The organism is Acidobacteriota bacterium (assembly GCA_029861955.1).
GTDB lineage: Bacteria > Acidobacteriota > Polarisedimenticolia > Polarisedimenticolales > Polarisedimenticolaceae > JAOTYK01.
Genome location: JAOTYK010000013.1, coordinates 46,731 through 71,365, shown reverse-complemented (window position 1 = coordinate 71,365; position 24,635 = coordinate 46,731). Strand labels below are relative to the sequence as shown.

20 protein-coding genes are annotated in these 24,635 nt (G+C 62.4%); 2 read left to right on the top strand and 18 right to left on the bottom strand.

Translation table 11 applies throughout. The features are described 5' to 3' along the window. Window positions 1–16: 16 nt before the first annotated feature. The 13 genes from OES25_08385 to OES25_08325 all read right to left on the bottom strand — a co-directional run bounded on the left by OES25_08385 (window position 17) and on the right by OES25_08325 (window position 15,922). Window positions 17–2,173: a polysaccharide biosynthesis tyrosine autokinase gene (locus OES25_08385; protein MDH3627661.1), complete on the bottom strand. Its 2,157-nt coding sequence runs from the start codon at window positions 2,171–2,173 to the stop codon at window positions 17–19. Between the two features lie 57 nt (window positions 2,174–2,230). After that, on the bottom strand, window positions 2,231–3,370 hold the full coding sequence (locus OES25_08380) for an SLBB domain-containing protein (protein ID MDH3627660.1): 1,140 nt from the start codon (window positions 3,368–3,370) through the stop codon (window positions 2,231–2,233). Between the two features lie 2 nt (window positions 3,371–3,372). After that, window positions 3,373–4,650 (bottom strand): hypothetical protein, encoded by a 1,278-nt coding sequence (locus OES25_08375; GenBank protein ID MDH3627659.1) that lies wholly within the window; start codon window positions 4,648–4,650, stop codon window positions 3,373–3,375. Continuing rightward, window positions 4,650–5,873 carry an undecaprenyl/decaprenyl-phosphate alpha-N-acetylglucosaminyl 1-phosphate transferase gene (locus OES25_08370; GenBank protein ID MDH3627658.1) on the bottom strand — a complete coding sequence of 408 codons (1,224 nt, stop codon included), beginning with the start codon at window positions 5,871–5,873 and terminating at the stop codon, window positions 4,650–4,652. Before OES25_08370 ends, OES25_08375 begins: the two co-directional genes overlap by 1 nt. Window positions 5,874–6,004: 131 nt before the next feature. Next, window positions 6,005–7,492, bottom strand: a complete 1,488-nt coding sequence (locus OES25_08365) for a hypothetical protein (protein MDH3627657.1) — start codon at window positions 7,490–7,492, stop codon at window positions 6,005–6,007. Between the two features lie 86 nt (window positions 7,493–7,578). After that, complete coding sequence (locus tag OES25_08360; GenBank protein MDH3627656.1) at window positions 7,579–8,622, bottom strand: sugar phosphate nucleotidyltransferase; 1,044 nt, start codon at window positions 8,620–8,622, stop codon at window positions 7,579–7,581. Continuing rightward, on the bottom strand, window positions 8,623–9,576 hold the full coding sequence (locus OES25_08355; protein MDH3627655.1) for an SDR family oxidoreductase: 954 nt from the start codon (window positions 9,574–9,576) through the stop codon (window positions 8,623–8,625). After that, window positions 9,573–10,880 (bottom strand): UDP-glucose/GDP-mannose dehydrogenase family protein, encoded by a 1,308-nt coding sequence (locus OES25_08350; GenBank protein MDH3627654.1) that lies wholly within the window; start codon window positions 10,878–10,880, stop codon window positions 9,573–9,575. Before OES25_08350 ends, OES25_08355 begins: the two co-directional genes overlap by 4 nt. Then, entirely contained in the window at window positions 10,877–11,854 is a 978-nt protein-coding gene (locus OES25_08345; protein MDH3627653.1) for a GDP-mannose 4,6-dehydratase, read from the bottom strand. The genes OES25_08350 and OES25_08345 overlap by 4 nt, the downstream gene beginning before the upstream one ends. A 21-nt stretch (window positions 11,855–11,875) precedes the next feature. Further along, complete coding sequence (locus OES25_08340; GenBank protein MDH3627652.1) at window positions 11,876–13,195, bottom strand: nucleotide sugar dehydrogenase; 1,320 nt, start codon at window positions 13,193–13,195, stop codon at window positions 11,876–11,878. A gap of 126 nt (window positions 13,196–13,321) precedes the next feature. Next, the gene (locus OES25_08335) at window positions 13,322–14,440 is read right to left on the bottom strand and encodes an MlaD family protein (protein ID MDH3627651.1); all 1,119 of its coding nucleotides are present in this window, start codon (window positions 14,438–14,440) and stop codon (window positions 13,322–13,324) included. Then, a complete protein-coding gene (locus OES25_08330; GenBank protein ID MDH3627650.1) occupies window positions 14,430–15,176 on the bottom strand; it encodes an ABC transporter ATP-binding protein in 747 nt (248 codons plus the stop codon). The genes OES25_08335 and OES25_08330 overlap by 11 nt, the downstream gene beginning before the upstream one ends. Continuing rightward, entirely contained in the window at window positions 15,173–15,922 is a 750-nt protein-coding gene (locus OES25_08325; GenBank protein MDH3627649.1) for an ABC transporter permease, read from the bottom strand. The genes OES25_08330 and OES25_08325 overlap by 4 nt, the downstream gene beginning before the upstream one ends. A gap of 158 nt (window positions 15,923–16,080) precedes the next feature. On the opposite strand from OES25_08325, the gene OES25_08320 reads away from it, so the two are divergent. Together OES25_08320 and OES25_08315 are read left to right on the top strand one after the other, a co-directional pair. Further along, window positions 16,081–16,791, top strand: coding sequence for a 1-acyl-sn-glycerol-3-phosphate acyltransferase (locus OES25_08320; protein ID MDH3627648.1), 711 nt, complete (start codon window positions 16,081–16,083; stop codon window positions 16,789–16,791). Then, window positions 16,788–18,179 (top strand): HD domain-containing protein, encoded by a 1,392-nt coding sequence (locus OES25_08315; GenBank protein MDH3627647.1) that lies wholly within the window; start codon window positions 16,788–16,790, stop codon window positions 18,177–18,179. Before OES25_08320 ends, OES25_08315 begins: the two co-directional genes overlap by 4 nt. On the opposite strand, the gene OES25_08310 is transcribed toward OES25_08315, so the two are convergent. Genes OES25_08310 through OES25_08290 form a run of 5 tightly spaced genes read right to left on the bottom strand, consistent with a single transcriptional unit; the run spans window position 18,176 to window position 24,635 of the window. Next, a complete protein-coding gene (locus OES25_08310; protein MDH3627646.1) occupies window positions 18,176–19,522 on the bottom strand; it encodes an oligosaccharide flippase family protein in 1,347 nt (448 codons plus the stop codon). The genes OES25_08315 and OES25_08310 overlap by 4 nt on opposite strands. After that, window positions 19,515–21,305, bottom strand: a complete 1,791-nt coding sequence (gene asnB, locus OES25_08305; GenBank protein MDH3627645.1) for an asparagine synthase (glutamine-hydrolyzing) — start codon at window positions 21,303–21,305, stop codon at window positions 19,515–19,517. Before asnB ends, OES25_08310 begins: the two co-directional genes overlap by 8 nt. A 6-nt stretch (window positions 21,306–21,311) precedes the next feature. Continuing rightward, entirely contained in the window at window positions 21,312–22,097 is a 786-nt protein-coding gene (locus tag OES25_08300) for a sulfotransferase (GenBank protein ID MDH3627644.1), read from the bottom strand. A gap of 19 nt (window positions 22,098–22,116) precedes the next feature. Further along, window positions 22,117–22,908, bottom strand: coding sequence for a 3'(2'),5'-bisphosphate nucleotidase CysQ (locus tag OES25_08295; protein MDH3627643.1), 792 nt, complete (start codon window positions 22,906–22,908; stop codon window positions 22,117–22,119). Continuing rightward, complete coding sequence (locus OES25_08290) at window positions 22,908–24,635, bottom strand: bifunctional sulfate adenylyltransferase/adenylylsulfate kinase (GenBank protein ID MDH3627642.1); 1,728 nt, start codon at window positions 24,633–24,635, stop codon at window positions 22,908–22,910. The genes OES25_08295 and OES25_08290 overlap by 1 nt, the downstream gene beginning before the upstream one ends.

Below are 24,635 nucleotides of genomic sequence, written 5' to 3'. Positions count from 1 at the left end.
TTGTATCAGAGGCCGATCAACCGACGCGTGACTTGTCGACCCGCAGCTTCTTCTTGGTCTTGCCGGTCTTGTCGTCCTCGCGATCCTCGTAGTAGTAACCCGCGTAGTAGTAGTCACGGTTGTACGTTCGCTCGAGATCGACGTTGTTCAGGACCGCACCGACCACGTGCTCGTTGAACGACCGCAGTCGCTGCAAGCTCTTGTAAACCAGGTCACGATCGGTGGCGTTGTGCTTGACCACCAGGACAAGCATGTCGGCAACACCGGCAAGCGTCGTCGCGTCGGCCAGCGAAGCGGCCGGCGGCGAATCGATCAAGACCCAGTCATACTCGCGTCGCATCTCGGAGACCATCGTCTTGAATCGGTCGCCACTGAGAAGCTCCGGCGGGCTCGGCGGGATCGGACCGGCCGCGTAGGCATCCACCGTCGTGCTATCCACACGCTGGCCATAGATCTTCCAGTCCCGCTCCTCGATCGGCGCGGTGAGGAAGTTGGTCAGCCCGCGTCCACGCTCGATCTTGAGATGTTTGTGCTGGGTCGGTCGACGAAGATCACAGTCCAGGACTGCCACACGCTCACCCGACGAGGCCAGAACCCGTGCGAGGTTGGCGATGGTGGAGGACTTGCCCTCCTGCGGCGCCGTACTGGTAATGAGAATGACTTTTCGCTGACGGTTCAGGCTGGAGAAGATCACACTGGTCCTGAGGGACTGGTAGGCCTCCCTCAGCCCGCGATCGTCATCGCTGCCGTCACGCATCTTCGGAACGACGGCGAGCACCGCAAGACCGAGGTATTTCTCCAGGTCTTCGGGATCGCGGAAGGTGTTATCGAGGTAGTCGACGAAGAACGCCACGCCGACACCCATCAACAGCCCGAGGAGAGCGCCGATGGCGACGATGACCTTCTTGCGCGGCTTCACGGGCCACTGCGGAATCTTTGCGTGGTCCAGAACCGCGACGTTGTTGGTCAAGAACTGCGAGCCCAGCTGGACCTCGTTCAGGGCCTTGTCGATGGTCTGAAGAACCCGTTCCTTGATATCGGCCTTGGACTTTTTCTTTGCATATTCCGACGAGTTCTTGACGACCTCGAGGGAGAACGCCTCCTCGTCCCGAATGCGCTTTCGAAGCGATCGCTCCCGATCCTGAAACATCTCGAAGCGGGTCTGAATCGAACCGAGGATCACCATGCGTCGATCGCCGATGCGCTGATCAATCGAGTCGAGCTGTGTTTCGAGTCGATCCACGTCGGGGTGGTTCGGCTTGAGGTCGACCTTGGCGCCCTCCAGATCACGCTCGATCTTGCCACGCTGCTCCATCAGCCCGGCCAGCGTGAGGTCCTCCGCCAACTCGGGAATGTTCGTCAGGTCGGCGCCACGAGACGGCATGCTGCGGACCTGATCGAGCGTCTTCTGAAGACCGAGACTCTCGAGATCGACCCGGTTCAATTCCTCGTTGAGGGCACGGAGCTTCTCTTCGATGACGCTCTTCTGAACCTCGACGCTGATGATCGACATTCCGCCTGCCTCGGTGGAGAGCGATTCGATGCGTTCTTCTTCGGCCGCTTCGTACTGTGCCTCGAACACAAGCAGCTGCTGCTTGATCGTGCCGAACGCCTCTTCCATCCGGTCCTCTGCCTTTTCGATGTTGCGCTCGACGTACGCGTCGGCGACGGCGTTGACGATCTCGACGATCTCGTGGGGATCCGCCCCGAGCAGACTGATCTCGATCAATCCGGTCTCGCGTCGCGGAATCACCTGCAGAGACATTCGAAGCGCGTCGGCCGGATCTTCGACCTCTTCAAACCGACTGATATTCGTTACATCGAGACGTTCGATCACACGCTGAGCCACATCGCGACTCTTGATGATCTCGACCTGGGTGTTGTGGTACTTCTCCTCGGCAAACCAACCAACACCGGCACCCATGCCGGACAGATCCTGCCCCGCCGCCATCCGGGTCCCCTTCGGCTGCACCTCGATGGTTGCCGTGGTCTCGTAGATCGGCGTCTGCATGAACGCGTGGAAACCCGCGAAACCAACGACGACGATAAAGACCGCCGCGATTTTCAGTCGACCCTGCCACAGGATCTTCCAGTAGTCACGAAGGTGAACCTCGCGAGGCGTACCTTCCTGAGCGTCGTATTGATTGGGGGAGACCATACGCGTGTTCCTCAAGTTTTCTACAATCCGAAGGTACGGTGAGACCGACGTGCCAACAACAATCTTCCCATATCAGAAGAATCGCCGTTTGACGATGATCTTCTCCTCACCGACAAGAATGGGATCTTCCGCCTGACCGTTCTCGATTTTCCGCAGATTTACGACCCGTTCTCGCGGAACGATACCGGCCGGATACAGGATTGTAATGTTCTTCTTGTCGGCCCATTCGCTGAGGCCGCCAACCTGGGTCAACGCCTGGAGTAACGTCAAGCCCCGCTCCACCGGCACTCGGGACGGGGAACGGACCTCACCGCTGATGTAGGCGTAGGCCGGATCGTGGATCTCGATGATGTCGCCGGACTGCAGAACGAGGTTGTCGGAACCGGCCTCGAACTCCATGCGTTGGATCGTGAACGATTCCACCGCGCCGGTTTCTTGATCGGTACGGGAAACGACGATCTTCTCGCCGGCGCGCTCGGCGAATCCACCGGCCATCGAGAGGACCTCCTTCAAACGAGTCCCTCCTTGTAGCGGGTAGCGACCGGGGTTGTGGATCTGGCCGGTGACCATCACCCACTGGCTGCGGAAGTCCTCCACCAGCACGTCGACCTGGGGATCGACCAGGTAGTCCCGACCGAGCAGCTCGGTGAGCCGCTCCGCCAACTGGCGGGGGGTCTGACCGGCGACCTCGACCTCGCCGAGGATCGGCATGACGACCGTGCCGTCTTCGCCGACCACCGTCAAAGAACTCATCTCCGGTTGGTTGTGCACCGTGATCTGAATCTTGTCGGCAACACCCAGGTGATACGCATCCTCGTCCACATCCGATTCACTCCCGATCAGCCGGCTCGTGAATCGCAGGGTCACGGCGTTCGGCTCATAGTTCACGCGATCGAGCAGCCCGTGGGCCAGATCCAGTTGGAGTCGCACGCGGTCGTCCGAGACGATGGTCACCTCGCCGCCGCGCAGAAGCCCCCCGGTGGAACCGGAGAAATCCAGCGGGAAGACGGAGCCCCGCGGAAGTTCCAGGGTCACGGATCGGCGCCCCGGTTCGACGGCGACGAAGCCATCACTTCCCGACGGCATCTCGATGCGGATCTCCGCGACGGAGCGCGGACGCTCTTCACCGTGAACCACCGCAACGGCACACACGGTTAAAGCAAGGATCGTCAGCACGATCGAGACGCGACGAGAATTCTTCTGTTTAGTCATTACTAGAACCAACCAAATTCGATGTTTGCAGAAAGCACGTTAGCCTCGTATTCGGAAATCGCGCAGTTCGAGTTGCGTCCCTGATGGGCCGCCGCAATACTGACGCCCAACAGATCGTTGACCCACCATTGACCATACGCCTCGACTCGATAACGATCATCCTTTCGAATAAAATCGCTGCATGTCGTTAGCGGCGTCCCGTCCCGCAGCGTCAGGATATCCCCGTAACGATTCGCGCTGTAGAGCGCCTTGACGCCCATGATTGAGAATTGCTGCCATGTTCGCTGCAAATCCACCTGCATTTCATTTACCAGGTAGTAAGTGTCGAAATTCGACGGCAGCGGGCGACGGCTCCCGGAAAAGACCATATCCATGGCATGCGAAATCCGCAACCGGTACTGAAAGGCACCGACGACACCCCTGAAGGGCTCGGGCTCCGTCACCGCACCCACCACGTCCTGATACTCGAAGCGGCCCCAACCGAGTTTAATGAAATACGGGTCATCGCCGCCCGCCAGCCCGCGTATCCCGATCTGGAGATCGTCGGCGGCCTCCTTGCGGAAGGGATCCCCGGAACTCCCCGCCTCGCTGTGATCGAGCCGTCGCGAATTGCCGAACAAGGTAAGCCAACGGGATCCCGGTATCGGCTGACGGTATTCACCCGATGCGTCCCAGCCCTTGTAGTCGAAGAACGCGACCTCGGCACCTTCGACGAAGCTGAAGTCGCGACTGCGAATCCGAAGCAAATAACCGGGGTGATACGGAACCGCCCGGGAGAACGTGACTTCGAAGTCGTTCAGATCGTACGGCTTGCCATCGAATACGCGCTCACCACCCTCATCGAACTGCTGAACGTCCGAGAATCCGCGGGTGTAATCGTCGCGCACGCGGATCCGGCCACCTCCGGCCAAACGCACATCGAGGTCGAGAGAGAAGTCCTGCGCGACGGTTCGCGTGAAGTTGTTGTTGGCGTAGTCGTAGTACTCGGCACTGTAGCCGAGCTTCAGCATGCTCTTCCGAAACGGCAGATAGGCAGTCAGCGCGGCCACGGCCTCGCCGATCTGCTCGTCCTCCTCCTCCTCGTCGAGACGGAAGATGTTGTCGTCGTTGGTGTACCCGATTCCAAGAATCGGCGCGAGAACCCAGGGGCCTGCTTCGAGCCCCCGAGGTGGCGGGTCCTGGGCTGACTGGGCGTGAACCCGCGAGACGCTCCCCGGCGCCAACGTGAGCGTCACGAGAGCCAGTAGTAACGATACAGGGTGGGTGGAGATTCTCTTCACTAGCTAGCTTCGCGTGCGACCCCGTCGGCGTTGGATTCCTCGCCGTCCGTCGTCGTTTCCTCGTTTGGTCCGGCGCCCGTCGCCGACATGGAGGGTAGCGCATCTTTGGCCCACCATCTCCCCCGTCGGTAGAGCACGTAGATCATCGCGGAGAGAGAGACGAAAAGAAGCCCGGAAAGCCCCACCGCGAACCAGATGGCGCGCACGGAGACCATCGCCAGAGCGATACCGGCGAATCCCGCGCCCAGCCCATAAAGCGCCAGGACCGCCCAACGATGACTCAACCCGGAATCGACCAGGACGTGGTGGATATGTCCGCGATCCGGCAAGAAGACATGATGGACGTTTCGAACGACGTAACGCATGGTCGAACCGGGCTCATGAATGCCTCGCAGGCTCAGGCGATACAACCGCCGGCTGACGGCCAATCCGGTATCGAGCAGCGGAAGTCCCAGCACCAGCAACGGAACCAGCACCGCGACGGCGGCCGACGCCTTCTGACTGCCACGCACGGAGATCACCGCCAGGACAAATCCCAGGAACAGACTCCCCGAGTCACCAAGGAAGATCCGCGCAGGGTTGAAGTTGTACCGAAGAAAACCAAGGAGCGCACCGGCGAGCGCGACGCTTGCCGCCGTGACACCCAGCTTCCCCTGGCCGAATGCGATCATCGCCATCGCCACGCAGGTGATCAACGCGCTACCGGCCGCCAGGCCGTCGAGACCATCGATCAGGTTGACGGCATTCGTCACGGCAACGACCCAGAAGACCGTCACGAAATAAGACATCGCCCCCAGTTCGACGTTACCGACTCCGGGCAGCGCCAGCGACTCGACGGAGAAGCCACAGGTCCACACGTAGCTGGCGGCGAGGATCTGCGCAGCGAACTTCCACTGAAACGACAGACCGCGGAGATCGTCCAGAAGTCCCACCAGCAAGAGGCCGAACGCGGCCACGGCGAGACCGCGCCAATCGATCGCTGCGACCTGGGATGTGGGCCAGCTGTCGGTGACCGCCGCGGCTACCACCACGGCACCGACGAAGCCGGCGAAGACCGCCACACCGCCGATGCGCGGGATCGGTGTCGAGTGGATCTTGCGTGCGCCGGGAACGTCGACCGCGCCGATCCAGTCGGCGAATCGAATGACGACCGGCGTCACCAACCACGTGATCACCATTGCGGAGATCGCGGTGACAATTCCGACCAGTGCCAACTGAACCATTCAGGGATGCCCACCCATCGCTACCGTGGTTATCTGCCAGAATATACTCGTCACCCCCGCTGTTTGCCGGTCAAAACCATGGGTTGAAGCGCCCCGCAGCCGAGAAACACGGAATTATCACCGTTGTCGTGCTATTCGGCCGTCCGGGTGGATCTCGGGAACTCGAGGCTGAGGAGCCTCAGACGCAATGAGACCCACTGCAAGAACTCGAGGATCAACAGGGTTCGCATCAGGTTGGCGATCTGTCCCGCCAGACTTGCGCCGAAATGGGCGAACTCGACCAGCGTCACGATCAGGATCGCCACGCGGATGACATCGAAAGGCAGGCCCTCGTAATAACGGCGATAGACCCAGCGAAGCGCCGCACCCCAGAGCAGCATGCCGACGACGATTCCAGGCCACGAGAAGTTCCAGCACAGCTCGCCGGGGACCGTGACCGCCATATTGGTCTCGTAGTCCAGCATGTGGACAACCCTGAAGGTGCGCGCGAAATCGGTTCCCATGGTCAGCGTCGGCTTACCCGGCCACAACACACGTGGGACCAGAAACGCCAGCGTCGGAACAAACAGCGTCCGCCCGTTGGCGTACGGAACCCAACGTGGCACGTCACGGATCACAACCGCGACGGAGTTCACCAGCGAGAGACGCTCCTTGACCACGTCCACCGATCGATCGAGGTACTCCTCCCCGGTCCACTCCGAGATCAAGACGCCGGTCGCCTGAAGTCGCTGCCCGAACGATAGCCGTGGATCGACCTGGCGGAACGTGTTGAACAGCGGGAATACCACGAACACCAACACCAGGAATAGCGCCAACAACGATCGCCACGGCAGCTTCCCGCGCGTATACCAGAGCGCCACCAGCGGGATGCCGGCCAGCGTACCGGCGACCGATTTGTCGGAGAGCGACGTCGCGACGATCGCGATCTGGAACGGAAGAAACACCAAAAGGAGCAGTCGACGCTGGGCCGACGTCGCCAGTCCGCTGAACAGAAGCAGCCAGCAGAGCGCCCAGGCGAAGCGGTTGAGGGGTGCCAGCTGGGCGACCTGATTCAACCAACCGCTTCCCAGAGCGGCGCCGATGAAATGCAGACGATGGCTGGCAATCTCCGCGAAGCCACCGATTGCACCCAGACCGACGACGAGGACCAGGTATGGAACTCCGTGGATCCGATAGATCGCCCGCTTGATGCTCCCGTGCACCGGTCGCCAGAACATGTAATAGCCGACCATCATGGCGACGATGCCCAGCAGGCAATACCAGGCGGCAGTCGTCACGTACGGGACGATGTACTTGTCATAGGCGACGCCTTCCGGGTCGGTATAGACCCAGATCGAGCCAAGACCGAAGAAGATGAACCAGAGATAGGCCACCACGTTGACCGGCGCGAAGACATCCAGTCGGCTCCGCTGCCACTCCCGAAGTGTAGGCATGAAGCAGACTGTCGCCATCGCGGCCACGATGATCAGGAGCAGCGGGTTGTCCGACACGAGGGTCGAGGCCGCCAGGATGACGAGGAGCGCCATGATCCCGGCGATCCGCAGGGTCTGGACGTTCCGCCCTCGACCCCGACGTCGATGGTTTTCGGGCAGCGCCAGGTTTGATGGAATCTCGGACACGCGATCAGTCTCGAATGACAAAAGGACTCGGTACGTACAATACACGGCGGATGTACGTCCCAATCGCACGAACCGCCACTCTCGGCCTACAACAGATCGTCTTGTCGCCTTTTCTTGAGCGTCTCGACGACGGTTCGCACTTCTTCCGATCGCTCGCGGGAGACGATCAGGAGCGCATCTTCCGTGTCCACGACCGCGAGGTTCTCGACGCCGACAAGAGCGACGAGCCGCCGACTGCCGATGACGACGCTGCCCTCGCTATCGACCAGAACGTGCCGGCGGTCGTTACCCACGCCCTCCTCACGAAGACGAGCCACGGCATCCCACGAACCGACATCGTCCCACCCGGCGTCAAGCGGCACGACCCGAACATCGGACGCGTGCTCCATGACGGCGTAATCGACGGATAGCCGGGTCGCGGTGACCCAGGCCTTTCGATTGCGACGAAGATGACCATCGACCGCCCGGCGTATCCTCGGGGCGGTCTTCTCAATCTCTTCGAGGAACCGATCCGCGCGCCAGACGAACATGCCGGCGTTCCACAGGTAACGGCCGGTGCGCAGGAACCGTCGTGCCCTGGCAAGATCCGGCTTCTCGACGAACTGCTTGACGATCGTGGGCGTACGACGCTTCGCACGCGTCGCGCAGTGCAGATAACCGAAGCCGGTCGCCGGTCGATCGGGGCGGATCCCCAGACAGACGAGCGACCCCTCGGCAGCGACCGTGGCCGCCACCCGGACGGTTCGAACAAACTCGGTGCTGTCACGGATGACGTGATCGGTCGGAAAGATGCCGACGATCGATCCCGGCTCCCTACGCTCGACCGCCGCACACGCCAACGCAATGGCAGGTGCCGTGTCTCTGGGAGACGGCTCGAGAACCAGGTTCTCCTTCTGCAGGTCCGGGAGCTCACGACGCACGCTGCGTGCGAGGGCCCGGGGTGCGACGACCCAGATCCGAGCCTTCGGCGTCAGCTTCCGCACCCGACGCCAGGTGGCCAGAAGCAGGGATTCGCGTCCCGTGAGCGCGTGAAATTGCTTCGGCATCTTCTTCCGGCTCAGAGGCCAGAAGCGTGTGCCACTGCCGCCTGCCAGCAGGACCACGTGAAACGGTGGCCGGCGCGCCGCCATCTAGCTTGCCGCCGCCGTGCGACGCAGCCCCTCATCGAGATCGATCTTGGGGCGATAGCCAAGTACCTCGGCGGCCCGATCGATGCCCGCCTCGGAATGACGGATATCCCCCTCGCGGGCGGCGGCGTGCTGGGGTTTGACGTCGACGCCGTAGTGCTTGCCGATCTTCTCGATCAGGTCCAGAAGGCTGATCCGCTCGCCGCACGCAATATTGAACTTCTTGCCGAACGCACATTCGTCCGCTTGACAGGCCAAACGGTTGGCGTCGACGACATTCTGAACGAAGGTGAAGTCGCGGGTCTGCCCGCCGTCCCCGTAGACGACCGGCGTCCTGCCGTCACGAATACTCGTGATGAATCGCGGGATGACGGCGGAGTATTCGCTGCCCGGGTCCTGGCGAGGACCAAAGACGTTGAAGTAACGCAAACAGACCGTCGGCAACTGATAGAGCCGGTAAAACATCCGGCAATACGATTCTGCGGCAAGCTTCTGAAGGCCGTACGGCGAGATCGGGTCGGACTCCATCGTCTCGACCTTCGGTAGCTTTGGTGACTCGCCGTAGATCGAGGAGGACGAGGCGAACACGAAGCGCTGGACGCCGGCATCTCTTGCCGCCGTCAGGAGCTGGAGGCTGCCGTTGACGTTGACACCGTTGGTCGTCCACGGGTCCCGAACGGAACGCTGGACCGACGGGATCGCCGCCTCATGGAGTACGTACGTGACACCCTCCATCGCCGCCGCACAGGCAGCGGCGTCACGGATATCCGCCTCGTGAAGTTCGAACGAGCCACCACCCTCGGCGGCCCAGGCGTCCACCTCGGCGAGATTCTCACGACGTCCGGTCGAGAGGTCGTCGATGACACGAACATCGTGACCGTCGCGCAGTAGACTCTCGGCCAGGTTCGAGCCGATGAAACCTGCACCCCCGGTCACGAGATAGCGATCGCGACTCAACGACCGACTCCAACATAGGTGAAGCCGGCGTCTTCCATCGGCTTGCGATCGTAGATGTTTCGTAGGTCGATCATGACCGGCTTGGCCAGCAGTTCCTTCAGGCGTCGCATGTCCAGCGAGCGGAATTGATTCCACTCGGTTGCCAACACAACAGCGTCGGCACCGGTTGCAGTCTCGTACTCATCGCCACAGAAGGTCAATCCGTCTCTACCCCCTTCGGCCTTGAGCAACTCCATTCCCACCGGATCATACGCCTGAACCTTCGCACCGCGGGCCAGCAACTTATCGACGATCGCAACTGCCGGGGATTCCCGGAGATCATCGGTATTGGGTTTGAACGTCAGCCCCAGCATGCCGATCGTCTTGCCCTTGGCGTCGCCACCCAGCGTCTTCTCGATCTTCTCCAGCATGACGTCCGCGCGACGCTCGTTGACCTCGATGACGGCGCGAACAATCCGTAGTTCATGGCCGAAGTCCGATGCCAACCCTGCGATCGCCCGGGTGTCCTTCGGAAAACACGAACCGCCGTAACCCGGCCCCGCGTGGAGAAATTTCTGCCCGATGCGACGATCCAGGCCCATCGCCTTCGCGACGACGTTGACATCGGCACCAAGACTCTCGGACAGATCGGCCATCTCGTTGATGTAACAGATCTTCGTCGCCAGGAACGCGTTGGAAGCGTACTTGATCAGCTCCGCGGTTACGACGTTCGTCACGACGATCGGAGTCTCGATCAGGAACAGCGGCCGATAGAGATCCTGGAGGATCGCCGCGGCCTGCTCGTCATCGGTTCCCAGGACGACCCGGTTGGGCCGCATAAAATCCTCGATCGCCGACCCTTCACGGAGGAATTCCGGATTGGACGCAACGCTGAACTCGACCTCTTCGGATCGCGTCTCGCTGATGATCTTGCGAATCATCTCGCCGGTCCCGGCCGGAACCGTGCTCTTCGTCACCACAACCTTGTAGGAGTTGAGGTTCTCACCGACCGAGCGAGCCACGTCTCGCACGAAGCTCAGGTTGGCCCGCCCGTTCTCGTCCTGGGGTGTCCCGACGGCGATGAACACGACCAGCGCATCTTGAATACTCTCGTTCAGGTTGGTCGTGAATTTAAGCCGACCGGCGCTGGCGTTTCGATGCACCAGATCGTCGAGTCCCGGCTCGTAGATCGGAATCTTGCCGTCATTGAGTGCGTCGATCTTCGACGCGTCCTTATCGACACAGACGACAGGGTTGCCGAACTCGGCGAAACAGGCCCCCGTCACCAAACCCACATATCCCGTGCCAACCACGCAGATATTCATTCCGATCTCCCGACGCCGGCATGCTCTCGATACCAGCTTATGAATTGTTTCAAGCCCTCGCCGTGAGTGGTCTCGGCCTTCCAATCGAGTTCCTCACGCGCTCGCGTGATATCCGCCCAGGTCTGATCGACGTCGCCCGCCTGGAGCGGCAATTGCCGGATCTTCGCCGGTTTGCCGACCTCGGATGCGATCGCCGCGATCAACTCGGACAGCTTCAGACACTCGGAGCCACCCAGGTTCCAGATGTGGTAACTCGACGCCCGCTCCATGGCCGCCACGATGCCGCGAACGATATCCGCGACGAACGTATAGTCCCGGGCGGAGCCGCCGTCACCGTACTGATCGAGTGTCTCTTCGTTGAAGATCTTGCGTACAAACTTGTGGATCGCCATCTCCGGCCGTTGACGCGGTCCATAGACGGTGAAAAAGCGTAAGCACGCGATCTTCATTCCGTAGAGATGGTGATAGGTGTGGCAGATCACCTCACCGGCCTTCTTCGTCGCGGCATACGGTGAGATCGGTCGATCGACCGGATCGTCCTCCGCGAACGGCACCTTACGGTTGTTTCCGTAGACCGAACTTGAAGACCCGAACACGAACGTCTCGACACGGTGGTTGCGGCATGCCTCGAGGAGCTTGCTGGTCCCATCCACGTTCACCGAACAGTACTCAACCGGGTCCTCGATGGATGGGCGGACACCCGCCCGCGCGGCCAGATGGATGACCGCATCGAAGGACTTCTCCGCGAACAGTCGCTCCAGGGTGTCGGAGTCGCGGATGTCACCCTCGACCAACCGGTAGTCCGACGACTTCTGCGCCTTTTGGATGTAGCGACGTTTGATGGACTCCTCGTAGAACGGGTCGAAGTTGTCCAACACAACAACACGATCGTTCCGGGCCAGCAAGGCCTCGGCAAGATGGGAACCGATGAACCCCGCACCGCCTGTCACCAGGATTGTCTTCGATCGCGCCACGTCGCCCACTCCGTCTCGCCGCTAAAGCTTCTGGATCTTGCTTCGACCACCACGGACGTCCCGCGTCGCGTTGCGTGTATCGAGCACCTGTCTCGAGTGGCGTACGACGAATGCGTAGTCATAGCTGGTGTGATCCGTAATGATCACGACGATGTCCGCGGACTTGAGGTTCTTCTCGCTCAGCGCCGAACGTCGAATCGTGCCGTACTCCGGCAGGTCAATCTGCGGGACGAACGGGTCGTGGTACGAGAGTCGCGCCCCGCGCTCACCGAGGAGCTTCATGACGTCCACCGCGGGCGACTCGCGAGCATCGCCGGTATCGCGCTTATAGGTCGTTCCGACGATCATCACTCGCGCGCCATTCACCGACAGCTTCTTGTTGTTGAGCATGGAACTGATCCGTCGAACGACGACCGAGGGCATGTCGCCGTTGATCTCAGACGCGAGTTCGATGAATCGCGCCGAGTAGTTCAGCGTCTTCAGTTTCCACGACAGGTAGTGGGGGTCCAGCGGGATGCAGTGCCCGCCGATTCCGGGCCCCGGGAAGAACGGCATATAACCGAAGGGCTTCGTCGCCGCACCCTCGATGACCTCCCAGACGTCCACGCCGAGCTTCTCGCACATCAACGAGACTTCGTTGACCAGGGCGATGTTGACCGCACGGAAGGTGTTCTCCAGGAGCTTGATCATCTCCGCTGCCTCGGTCGAGGAGACCGTGTGCACGGTGTCGATGACCTGTCGATAGAGCAACGCAGCCACCTCGGTGCAGTCGGGGCTCGAGCCGCCGACGACCTTTGGTGTGTTGTGGGTCTTGAATGTCTCGTTTCCGGGATCGACTCGTTCCGGAGAGAAGGCCAGATAGAAATCGCGACCACCCTTTAGCTTCGACGTCTCCAGTGCTCCGCGGACCACTTCCTCGGTGGTTCCGGGGTAGGTCGTCGACTCGAGGATGATCAGTTGCCCGGCTCGCATCTCCCTGGAGATCTCCGACGTCGCCGCAACGATGTACGAGATGTCGGGGTCCTTGGTCTTACGGAGAGGTGTCGGGACGCAGATGATGATCGCGTCGAACTTCCCACAACCGCGGAAGGATGCCTTGGCCGTTAGCTTTCGCTTCTTGACCAGCCGGGCCACCTCGGCTCCGGGGACGTCCTGGACGTGACTCTTGCCGGCATTGATCCCCTTGACCTTGCTGGTATCGACGTCGATACCGGTCACGTGGAAACCGGCATCGGCAAACTCGACCGCCAGCGGTAGGCCCACATAGCCCATCCCGATGACGCCGATTCGTGCCTCACGGTTCTCGATTCTCTGCAGAAGCTTCTTTTTTTGCTGACTCATGTCGCTCTTTGTCGGACCGCTGGCACGACGCGATGGGCCACCCGTTTCCGGGGGACCTTCGGGGATCGGGACGGGTGAAATATAGAGAGGATCGGCGGCGAGTTCCAGCGTAGGCCGGTTGTCAGATCAATCCTCCGCCTGTTCGTCCTCGGACTTGATGCCTTTCTTCTGATAGCGGCGCATCAACCACCGTGCGAATTTACTGTCGTTTACGCCGGCGACAACCTGTTCGAGTCCGGTATGTAGCTGTCGCTCGTTGACCAGGGCCCCGAGCGTCCCCTGTCCGGTGTTCACCTTTTCCGTGATTTCGGCAGTATTCGAGAGGATTCGGCCCAGGTCGACCGCCAATTGCTCCGAATAGGCCTCGTCATAGACCAACTTCGAGATCAAACCGTTGCCGTTCTCGATCTGGGTGGTCATCCGCTTGAGAGAGGCCGATGCGGAGGCCAGGTCGTCAACGATCTGCCGACCCTTGCCGTCCTCCCGCAACATCTCACCGACCGCCCCCTCATCCAGGCTGATGCCGTTGACCAGCTTTGAGAGGCTCTCGATGGCCGTCCCCAGGTCGTCGATCTTGGTGGCGAAGGACTCGTCGTAGAGCAGACGGCCCACGAACCCCTCCCCCTTCAGGAGGTCCGCGGTGATGGCACGCAAGTTCTCCATCGAACCGGCCAGGGCATCGACACCGGAGCGACCGAACTCGGGATCCGTCATCATCTGCCCGATCAGCCCCTCGCCCGATTCCAGGGATTCCAAAAGGTTCTTGAGCGAGACGGTGATGTCGTTGAGATTCTCGGCGGCCACGGCGGCCTGCTGGAGAAGTTCGGGGTCCTGAACCGGCCGAATCTCACCACCTGCTGCCAGCAAGGGGCTGTCCGGGGTTCCCGGCACGATCTCTACAAATTTCTCTCCGGACAGAAGCTGGAGAATCCTGAGCGCGGCGCCGGAGTCCTCGCGGATCCGTCCCGAGAAGTCGGCATCGACGATCAGCCCGACACGGATTCCCGGCTCCGCCGCATCGGTCGAGAGCTTGATGTCGGAGACGCTACCGATCTGCACGCCTGCCATCTTGACGGGCGACCCGATGACGAGGCCATCGGTCGTGGGGAAACGGACAACGAAGGAGGTTCGTCCGCCAAAGAGACGTCGGCTATCGCCGATCGCCATCACGGAGACGGCCAGGACGATCAACGCCAGTGCCAGCATGGCACCGACCGACAGGTCACGCGTGCCGCTACGCGCCATATCCGCCTCCCTCGAGGAAATTCCTCAACACGGGCTCGCGGCAACTGCGAGCCTCTTCCACCGTACCATCGAAGTAGATCTTGCCCTCGTGCAGAAATGCGATCCGATCGCCCACCGCAAAGGCCGAATGGATGTCGTGAGTCACGACGACCGACGTGACGTTCAGGCGAGCCTGAAGACTGCGGATGAGTCGGTTGATCGCGTTGGCGGTGATCGGATCCAACCCCGTGGTCGGCTCGTCGTACAGGATCGCCTGCGGAGCCAGGGCGATCGCCCGCGCCAGCGCGACTCGTTTCCGCATCCCACCCGACAGGCTGGCCGGCATCTGCTTTTCGATGTCGGACAGTTCCACCAGCGTCAGGACCTCGCGGACGCGATCCAGGATCGCCGTCTCGTCACGCTGCGTATGTTCGCGGAGCGCGTAGGCGACGTTGTCCTCCACCGTCATCGAATCGAACAGCGCGCCGGCCTGAAACAACATCCCGACCTTCTTGCGTGTCTCGATCAGCTGCTCTTCGTCGAACTCCGTAATCTCCTGACCATCGACCCAGACCTCACCACTATCCGGACAGTGCAGACCGATGGCGTGTCGTAGAAGGACCGACTTGCCGCTACCCGAACCACCCATCACCACGACGGTCTGTCCGCGGCGGATATCGAGATCGACGCCGGCGAGGACCGGCGTTTGACCGAAGGACTTGTGGATCCCCTGATAGCGAATGAAGGCCTCGCTCATGGAAAGAGCACCAGGAACATCTTGGTCAGAAAGAAGTCCGAGATGATGACCGCGATCGACGACGTAACCACCGTGCTGGTGGTCGCCCGCCCGACGCCGTCGGCGCCACCACGTGCGTTCAGTCCGTTGTAGCAGGCGATCACACCGATGAAGAACGCGAAGAACACGGTCTTGCCGATACCGCTGACCAGGTCCTGCGGTCGGAGCGCCTCGAAGACGTGAGACATGTAGTAGACCCGCGACTGGCCGAGCTCGAAGACCGCCATCAGCAACCCACCGAACAGCGCCACCGCATCGGCGAGGATCGTAAGAACCGGTAGACCGAGAAGCAGCGCCCAGACTCGCGGCACGACCAGTTTCTTGACGGGACTCGCAGCAAGCGCCCGTAGGGCATCCACCTGCTCGGTGACTGCCATGGAGCCCAGCTCTGCGGTGATCCCCGCACCCACGCGACCGGCCACGACGAGGGCGGCCAGGACCGGCCCCAGCTCGCGAACGACGGACAGGGCCACGACATCGCCGACGAACGACTTGCCACCGTAGGCCGCCAGGGAATAGGCCGTCTGGATCGCCAGCACCATCCCCGTGAAGAGGAGCGTGATGTTGGTGATGGTGAGGGACTTCACACCCAGTTCGTGAAGTTGGTCGAGGAACAACCGGAAGCCGAAGGGACGCCGCACGCCCACGCGAAGCGCATCCCAACCCAGACGCGCCATCCCGCCTAGTTCCTCGAGATTGGAGCTCACGATATTCACGGGTTCCCACGCCCCCCGGGCTCCCGAGCGCCCATAGTCATCGCGTTCGATGGCTGGTGCAGCATAGGGTTCGGGTCCGTGGAAGGTCAACCCCGTCAGAACCATTGAACCCCGTTGCTATACTCAGCCCCTCTCGACACGGGGTAGCGATGGTTCGTGGATTTCTATCATGGCTCGTATTCCTCGTGGTCACACCGCTCTGTGCCATTCCCGGTGCCATCGTCAGTTCTTTCAACGGTGACAGCCACGGAACGATGCGGGCGGGTCGCGCGTGGGCTCGCGCGATGCTGTGGGTGACAGGGACGCGGGTCGTCTACCGGAACCTCGACCGGCTGACCTCGAACCAGCCCTGCATCTACGTCGTCAACCACGAGTCCTACCTCGATGTCTGGGTGCTCTTACGGGTCTTACCGCTGACGACACGTTTCGTTGCCAAGGCATCGTTGTTCCGCGTCCCGGCCATGGGCTGGGCCATGCGGGCAGCGGGGTTCATCCCGATTGACCGTGGCAACCGCAATCGCGCGATCCGCTCCCTCGATACGGCGATCGAGCGGATCAAGGCCGGGCGCAACGTCCTGTTGTTCCCCGAGGGTACCCGCAGTCGAAGCGGCGAACTGCAGCCGTTCAAGAAGGGACCCTTCCACCTGGCCATGCGTGCCGGCGTGTCGGTCGTTCCCGTCGTGATCCACGGAACCCATCGCATCATGCGCCCGGGGACGTGGAAGGTGCGTTCCGGCGTCGCGACGGTTCAGGTTCTCGAACCGGTCGATATCTCTTCGTTCGACGCCGACGGTCACAACGGCCTTCGCAAGTCGGTCCGCGCGCAATTCGTCGACGCCCTGGCGGATGTCGCGGGATGACCCGCAGGACACTCGTGACACGACTGCGGGGTCGCTGTAAGCGCAACCCGTTGCTGCGACAGCTGTCGAAGATCGCCGTCGACCAGGCGATCGATCTCTACTGGGTCGGTGGCGGGATCCGTGACGCGGCGATGGGTCGCGCCTCCGGCGACCTCGATCTACTGGTCACGACCGGTTCTCGTCGCCTCGTCGGCATCCTGCAATCGACCTGGGACACCCGCGGGTTCTCGTTTCGCAAACGCGGCGTCACGACGTGGCGTTTCGCCGTCGACGACGGCACGGTCGACCTGGTCCTGGCCGAGCGTCGCGGGCTCGACGGGGATCTGACCCGGCGCGAACTGACGATCAACGCGATGGCCTTCTCGTTGCGGGAGCAGACGTTCCACGACCCCCACGGCGGTCTCGCGGATCTGCGGCGTAAACGCCTGCGAACCATCGATGCGAAACGCTTTCGAGAGGATCCCGTGCGTGCACTGCGTCTGGCGCGCTTCCACGGGACGCTACCGACCTTCAATGCCACGGTCGAGACACGTCGCGCGGCAGGCGCCCAGAAACGTGCCCTCGGTCGTGCCTCGCCGGAGCGGATCCGCGATGAGCTTCAGAAGTTGCTTCTGTCCCGGCGCCCCGATCGCGGGCTGGCGGTGATCGAAGAGCTCGGATTGTTGCCCGCCGTGCTTCCCGAACTCGTCCCACTTCAGTCCTGCGTTGCAGGCGAAGGGCGTCCGGACGTCTGGAGTCACACGCTGCAGACTTTACGCGAGACCTGTCGGCGCACCCCGTTGCCCGGGGTCTCGAAGTCCATGGATGCCGCTTCGACGGCCCTCCTGCGTTGGAGCCTCCTGCTTCACGACATCGCCAAGCCTGCCACCCTGGGCGTCAAGAAGGACGGCAGCCCCAGTTTTCACGGGCACGAGGTTCTCGGCGAGAAGATGGCCGACGCCTGCCTCAGAAGACTCCACGCGTCCAGGGACCTGCGCCGCGATGTCGGCAAACTGATCCGCTGGCACCTTCGTCCGGGTCACCTGGCCGATGGCCCACCGTCAAGGCGCGGCCTGCGTCGGTTGGCGCACGAAGCCGGACCCCTCTTACCGATCCTGTGTGCCCACGCCGCAGCCGACGCCCGGGGCTCCGGTTCGCCCGATCCCACAGAACGTATGGAGCGACTGGAGTCGACCCTGGCGGCGCTGCTCGAGACGGCACAGTCGCTAAGGAAGCGTCCCCTGTTGCGACCCGTCACGGGTAACGACGTGATGAAACTCTGTGACGTCGATGCCGGCGAGGATGTGGGGCGGATCCTACGCGAGGTCGAGGAGCGTGTACTGGAGGGGCGAATCGTCAACCGACGTCAGGCCCTGGCCTACCTACGGACCCGAAAGACGGCGCCCTAGCGACGCCCGACAATCCGTCCATACAGCGTCCGCATCTCGTGCGGTCTCGGGATGCCGACGTGGGTCCAGAGCCCGGCGACCCAACGTGTCGTCAGCCACATCGCCAGGTTGTGAACGATGATGCCGACACAGGCCACCGTCGCGATACCGACGGTTCCGTAGTGATCGCGAACCAACAGCGCGCTGGTTACCATGCCGACGCCGACCACCAGGGTGATCCCCATCAGGTAACGCTGGTGCCCGGTCATGCCGAGGGTGATGCCACAACTCCCCGTCAGGACATTGACGAGTCGACCGGCAGAGAGCAACGCCAGGATCGTGGCACCCTCGGCGAAACGTGGCTCGTAGACCAGCGAGAGCACGGTCCCGCCGGCAAAGATGAACGTCGCCAGTACCAGGAACGCCGGCAACCCCGCAAAGGTCGCCGTCGCGCGAAGGACGCGCTGGAGTTGCTCCCGCTCTCCCCTCGCGTAAAGATCGGCGATAAATGGCGGCACCACCAGATTCACGAGGGTCAGGGACATGGATACCACGGTGACCAGCCGGGCGGCCGCCCCGTAGACGCCGACCTGGTCCTCGCTGAAGAAGGCGCCCATGACCCAGAGATCGAACTGGGTCAGGACTAATGCCGTCAGCCCGGTCACCCACATCGGTGTCGAGACTCCAAGAATCTCCCGGACTCCCATGGTCCCGCCGACCGGCAGACGTGAGATGCGGATGGCGAGCAACGTAACGCTGATCAGTAGGCTGAACGCCGTCGCCGCGGAGATCATGTAGACGGCGTCAATCAACTGAAGCGAGCCACTCGTATGTGAAACGTAGAACAGCAGCGCCAGAAACAACACCCGGGCAATGGTGCCGCCAAAGACCGTTGCCAACCGGATGTCCTTGAGCCCGCGAAATGCCTCGGAGACGAAGACCTGAATCGCACGCAGAACGGCCCAGATGGCGACCGCGCCCATCGCCGCCGCCAACGTCGATGAATTCCACACTGATCGGGCCAACCAACTTCCGCCCCCGAACGCGAGGATGCTTCCGATGACCAAACAGCCGACGAACAGAAGTTGCGCGCATCGCACGACCACACGGCGGGCCTTCTCCGGTCGTCCCGTGCCGATGAATTCGGCGACGAAGCGGACGACGGCCATGTGCAGCCCGACCTGAGCCAGCATCGCGCCACCGGTGATCGTCGTGTAGGCCAGCATGTAGGCGCCGAAGTGATCGTCGCTGAGGAGACGGGCCAACAAACCGAGAGCCAACAGCTCCGAACCGGCGGTGACGAACTTCCCCGCCAGCGCCCATGCGCCACCGGCCAGCAGCCGCTTGAGGAGCGTCTCAGCCATTCGCATCGAGGTCCACGTTGAAGTCCCGCAGCACCCGCAGCGCCAGAGCCCGCGACGCCTCACCCTGCGGCACATCGTGACCGAGGGTCTCGTCGATCCAACCGGCGACCGGGATGCCGAACCCGGACTTCGGTCGATTCCAGATCTCCGCCGGGAGCTCGGGCGCGACCCGACGCACGACCGCGGACTTGCCGTGGCTCTGTGCCGGTTCGAAGTGGGCGGCGTCGAAGCGATCCCGCAGGACCGCGTCCACCAACGGGACACGCAGCTCCAGCGAGTGGGCCATCGACGCCCAGTCGGAATCGCGGAGCAATTGGTTACGCATGTACTGCGTCGTCTCCATCACATGAACCGCGCGCCAGACACCCTCTTGTGCCACGACGTCGTCGTCGAGGAACTTCCCGGCATCCTGCAGCGGCGAATAGTTTGCCAGCGCGTCCGCGGCCGCGCTCGTCCCGAGCAGCCTGGGCAGCTCCTCGGGAAGGAACAGTCCCCGTCGCAGGAAGTAGGCGCCGGGAAGCGTGGGGCCGTAGCGCAACAGGCCACGAAGCTTCGGTCGTCCACCGCTCAGCGACGCCAACCGAGGCCAGATTGACGACAGTCCGGGAACACTCGCCAGTCGCTGGCTTCGTCTCTGCCATCGCGGCACATCACTGAACGAGTCGTAGCTCCCCATCAACTCATCTCCGCCTAGACCGGAGAGGACGACCTTGAAACCAGCCTCGCGGACGGCGTGGGAGACCATGTAGGTGTTGAACCCGTCGATCGTGGGTTGATCCATCGCCCGGCGCGCGTCGGAATACAACGCCAGAAAATCCTGCTTGCCCACACGACGCTCGATATGTTTCGTCCCGAGGCTCTCGGCGATCTGCCTGGCCAACGGCGCCTCATCCCGCTCGGTGTCGGCAAACTCGTCGAACTGCAAGGTGAAGGTCGTCAGCCCCTCGGGAGCTTTTCGTCGCGCGAGGGCTGCCAGAAGGCTCGAGTCCAGACCACTCGATAGAAAGACGGCCACCGGCACGTCCGACTCCAGATGATCGCCGACACACTCTTCGAGGGTCGCCTCCAGAGTCGAGTCGTCGGGACGAGGTGGACGGGTCAGGTCGTAGTACGGGACGGGATCTCCCACACGACCGTCGGTCGCGAGGAGGTAGTGACCTGCGGGCACGGCCCGCACCGATCGGTAGAGCGTCCGGGGCTCGGGCACGCTCCCCCACATCAGGAACCCGGCCACCGAGGTCGGGTCCACGGTGGCGTCGACCGCACCGCCGGCGAGCAGTGCCTTGACCTGCGAGGCGAACCTCAGATGGCGCCCGTCGTCTGCGATATAGAGCGGCTTGATCCCCAGCGGGTCCCGAGCCAGGAAGAGAGAGCGCTCGCGCCGATCCCAGATCGCGATCGTGAACATCCCCCGGAGCCGCGGCAGCATGGCTGCCCCGTGACGGGCATAGAGTTCGAGGAGGACCTCGGTGTCGCAGTGGGATCGAAAATTCGCACCGTCGCGGATGAGGGCCTCACGAAGACGACGGTAGTTGTAGATCTCGCCGTTGAAGACCAACGTGTAACGACCGTCGGCGCTTTTCATGGGCTGGGCACCGGCGTCGGACAGATCGATGATCGCCAGTCGTCGGTGACCGAGACCGACGTGGCCGTTCTCATCGAGCCACAGCCCCGATCCGTCGGGCCCACGGAGCGCCATGGACTCACGCGTGAGCAGCAGTTCTTCCCGTGAGACCGGCGTCGCACCGGCATCGAATCGAACGATTCCATTGATACCGCACATCGGAAGCTACTCGGTCTTCGTGTATCCGTAGCGTTCCATCATCGCGCCACAGATCTCCTGGAACTGCTCTTTCCGCTGGCTGGACCAATCAGACCACGGGGGCAGCGGAGCGATCTCGGGCATGATCGCGTTGCCACGGATCCAGCGTCGCAACCGATTCTTGACGCGATACTGCCGACTCGTGTTGCTCGGTCGTTTGACCTCGCGCTCCCAGGTCGCCTGCCCCACCTCGACGCCGGTCGGCTGCAGTACCTGTGTGCGAAAGACCTCGTAGTCTTTGAGCAGGTCCTCGAATCGAACGGGGCGATCGACCCTGGACTCGATGAATTCGTTGGTGTGACGCCAGGACCAGCAAAGACGCTGAAAACGATCCATGCTGCTCCAGCGTTCTGCGAATGGATCGTCGTTGCCGGGTACGATCGGCCCCTCAAGCTCGTAGGAGGTGTAGGCCGGTCGGGTCCACACGGAGCGCACGTACGCGCGCCCGTCGCGAACGAGATGGATGAAGGTCGGATCGAACCGACGACGCAACCAATCGATCTGGAACCGAAGGAGCGAGTTGGTCTCGCCGTAGATCGGCACGTCGCCTGCGGCGGCCAGCAGCGGGCGGAATCGCTCCTCCAACGCGTCGTCCAGCGCGCGGTTGTCGGGGCTGACGTTTCTCAACATGTGCAGACGCGGATCCCAGGCACTGGGTTCGTGATGGACGACGGCACGGGGGTCGCTCTGAAGCAATGCGGAAAGGAAGTGCGTTCCCGACCGACCCATCGCGACGATGAAGAAAAACCGCATGCGGCCCCGCATCCCGTGCTCAGTCCAACTCGGCGATGGCCTCCGCCAGCAAGACTCGGACGGGATCTTCCAGCGTTCCCGGAACCGCAATCAGACCACGGAATAACGGGTGACGACGATTAAAGATGGGCTCTTCCCCCTCCACGGTCCACACCGCGCCGCCGGCGGCAAGCACCAGGGCCGTTCCGCCGGCCACATCCCACTCGTGTTTCGGGACCAGCGTCCAGGTCGCGTCGGCCCTTCCTGCGGCCACCAGGGCCATCTTGTAGGCCACGGAGCCGGTGGGCTCGACCTTGATCGGTCCGGCGTTCCAACGATCCCATTGACCGCGACGGACCTCGCTGCGGCTGGCGAGGACCGTGATCCCGTCGACGTCTGCGTGGGGACGGACGGTCGTCTTCTGGCCGTTGGTCAGGACACCGGTCTCCAAGGATCCAATCACCGTCAGGTCGTGAGACGGCACGGCGATGCCACCCGCCACGGCGCGACCGTTCTCCACCAGACCGATGGAGATGCACCACTCCGCTATCCCGGCGACGAACTCCCGGGTGCCGTCCAGAGGATCGACGACCCAGACCCGTTCCTTGCCCAGACGCTCCTCGGAGTCGACGGTCTCCTCCGACAGCCAGCCCTCCCCGTCACGGGGAAGGGTCTCGAGTAGGCAATCGTTGATGGAGGTGTCGGCCTCGGTCACCGGATCGTTTCCGGACTTGACTCGATGCTCGATCTCCCCCGGTGTAAAACGGGAGACGACGGCGCAGGCACGGGCCAGCGCGGCCTCGATCCGCTTCAGGTCATCGGTCCGTGACATCAGTCCTGACTCGGGACGCCGACGTACCCTTCTCGCTCGAGATGCAAGAGAATCTGATTGGCGGCCTCTTCCGGCGTGTGGTCGGTGGTGAGGATCACCACATCGGCATCCTTGGGCTCCTCGTAGGGGTCGGAGATTCCGGTGAACTCCTTGATCAGCCCTGCACGCGCCTTGGCGTAGAGTCCCTTGCGATCCCGCTGTTCACAGACCTCGATCGGTGTCTCCGCGTAGACGAGGATGAATCCGCCCAGTGGCTCGATCATCTCCCGCACTTCCCGACGAAGTTCGTCGTACGGTGCGATGGGAGCACAGACGGCGATCCCGCCATTCTTCGTGATCTCCGACGCGACGTAACCGATGCGACGGATATTGATGTTGCGATGCTCCTTCGAGAAGCCCAGCTCCGACGAGAGGTTCGTGCGGACGATATCGCCGTCCAGCAGCGTGACCGGTCGGCCACCCATCTCGAGGAACTTCACCAGGAGGACGTTGGCGATAGTCGACTTGCCGGCGCCGGACAGCCCGCTGAAGAAAACCGTGAAGCCCTGTTTGGCCCGTGGAGGATGACGCTGCTGCAACGCGGCAGCGACATCGGGGAACGTAAACCACTCGGGAATCTCACGTCCCTCGGCCAGACGCTGACGCAACTCCGTGCCGGAGATGTTCAGAACCCTCGCCCCCTCCGGGACCTCATCGATCGGATAGTAGGCCGCGTGGTCCTCCGAATAGACCATCAGCTTGAACGGCACCATCGCGACGCCGATCTCTTCCGCGTGCTTCTGCATCATCTCCTGGGCGTCGTAGGGCCCATAGAACGGCTCGCCCTTCGAATCGTTGCCGGGGCCGGCGTGATCCCGACCGACGATCAGATGGGTGCAGCCGAAGTTCTTGCGGATGATCGCGTGCCAGACGGCCTCGCGAGGCCCACCCATGCGCATCGCCAGGGGCAACAGCGAGAGCCGGGCGGTCTGGGCCGGGTAGCGTTTGAGGATCGCCTCGTAGCAACCGACACGGGTGTAATGATCCAGGTCACCGGGCTTGGTCAGACCGACGACCGGATGGACGAGCAGGTTGGCCTCGACCTCCTTGGCCGCACGCAGCGTCAGCTCGTGATGGGCACGATGCATCGGGTTGCGGGTCTGGAAGGCGACGATCTTCTTCCAACCCATCTTTGCGAACTCGCGACGAACATCTGCCGGACTCTCGCGCAGGGTGCGGAAGTCGTAGTGGGCCGGTAACTGGATTCCCTCCAGTCGGCCACCGACGTAGTGACTGTTGGATCGATTTAGCAGATGATCGACGGCGGGGTGCTTGATGTCCGTCGAACCGAACACCGCGTTGGCCTCGGCCTTCAGGTCCGGTTGCCAGACCTCTTCGACGTGTAACACTGCCAGCATGACGCCTTCCGGGTCACGCAGCGCCACACGACCGCCAACCTCGAGGGAGTTGGCGAAGGACTCGTCGACGTCCATCGTGATGGGCATCGGCCAGAGAGTCCCGTCGGCGAGACGCATCTCCTTGCAGACCGAATCGTAGTCCTTGCGCGTCATGAATCCGCGCAGCGGCGAGAATGCGCCGTTCAGCAGAAGTTCGAGATCGCAGATCTGACGCGCGGTCAGATCCCACGACGGCCAGTCCTTCGAAGATTCCTTGAGTTGGTTTCCGGCGGCGGCGTCGACGACGAGGTCGACCAACTCTCCTCCGTGCGGTTTGATGAGATGTTCCAC

Excerpts from the sequence above, each read along its gene's own strand:
- OES25_08380 (MDH3627660.1), bottom strand. The coding sequence starts at position 3,370 with ATGACTAAACAGAAGAATTCTCGTCGCGTCTCGATCGTGCTGACGATC.
- OES25_08370 (MDH3627658.1), bottom strand. The coding sequence starts at position 5,873 with ATGGTTCAGTTGGCACTGGTCGGAATTGTCACCGCGATCTCCGCAATG.
- OES25_08360 (MDH3627656.1), bottom strand. The coding sequence starts at position 8,622 with ATGGCGGCGCGCCGGCCACCGTTTCACGTGGTCCTGCTGGCAGGCGGC.
- OES25_08350 (MDH3627654.1), bottom strand. The coding sequence starts at position 10,880 with ATGAATATCTGCGTGGTTGGCACGGGATATGTGGGTTTGGTGACGGGG.
- OES25_08340 (MDH3627652.1), bottom strand. The coding sequence starts at position 13,195 with ATGAGTCAGCAAAAAAAGAAGCTTCTGCAGAGAATCGAGAACCGTGAG.
- OES25_08335 (MDH3627651.1), bottom strand. The coding sequence starts at position 14,440 with ATGGCGCGTAGCGGCACGCGTGACCTGTCGGTCGGTGCCATGCTGGCA.
- OES25_08330 (MDH3627650.1), bottom strand. The coding sequence starts at position 15,176 with ATGAGCGAGGCCTTCATTCGCTATCAGGGGATCCACAAGTCCTTCGGT.
- OES25_08320 (MDH3627648.1), top strand. The coding sequence starts at position 16,081 with ATGGTTCGTGGATTTCTATCATGGCTCGTATTCCTCGTGGTCACACCG.
- OES25_08315 (MDH3627647.1), top strand. The coding sequence starts at position 16,788 with ATGACCCGCAGGACACTCGTGACACGACTGCGGGGTCGCTGTAAGCGC.
- OES25_08310 (MDH3627646.1), bottom strand. The coding sequence starts at position 19,522 with ATGGCTGAGACGCTCCTCAAGCGGCTGCTGGCCGGTGGCGCATGGGCG.
- asnB (MDH3627645.1), bottom strand. The coding sequence starts at position 21,305 with ATGTGCGGTATCAATGGAATCGTTCGATTCGATGCCGGTGCGACGCCG.
- OES25_08300 (MDH3627644.1), bottom strand. The coding sequence starts at position 22,097 with ATGCGGTTTTTCTTCATCGTCGCGATGGGTCGGTCGGGAACGCACTTC.
- OES25_08295 (MDH3627643.1), bottom strand. The coding sequence starts at position 22,908 with ATGTCACGGACCGATGACCTGAAGCGGATCGAGGCCGCGCTGGCCCGT.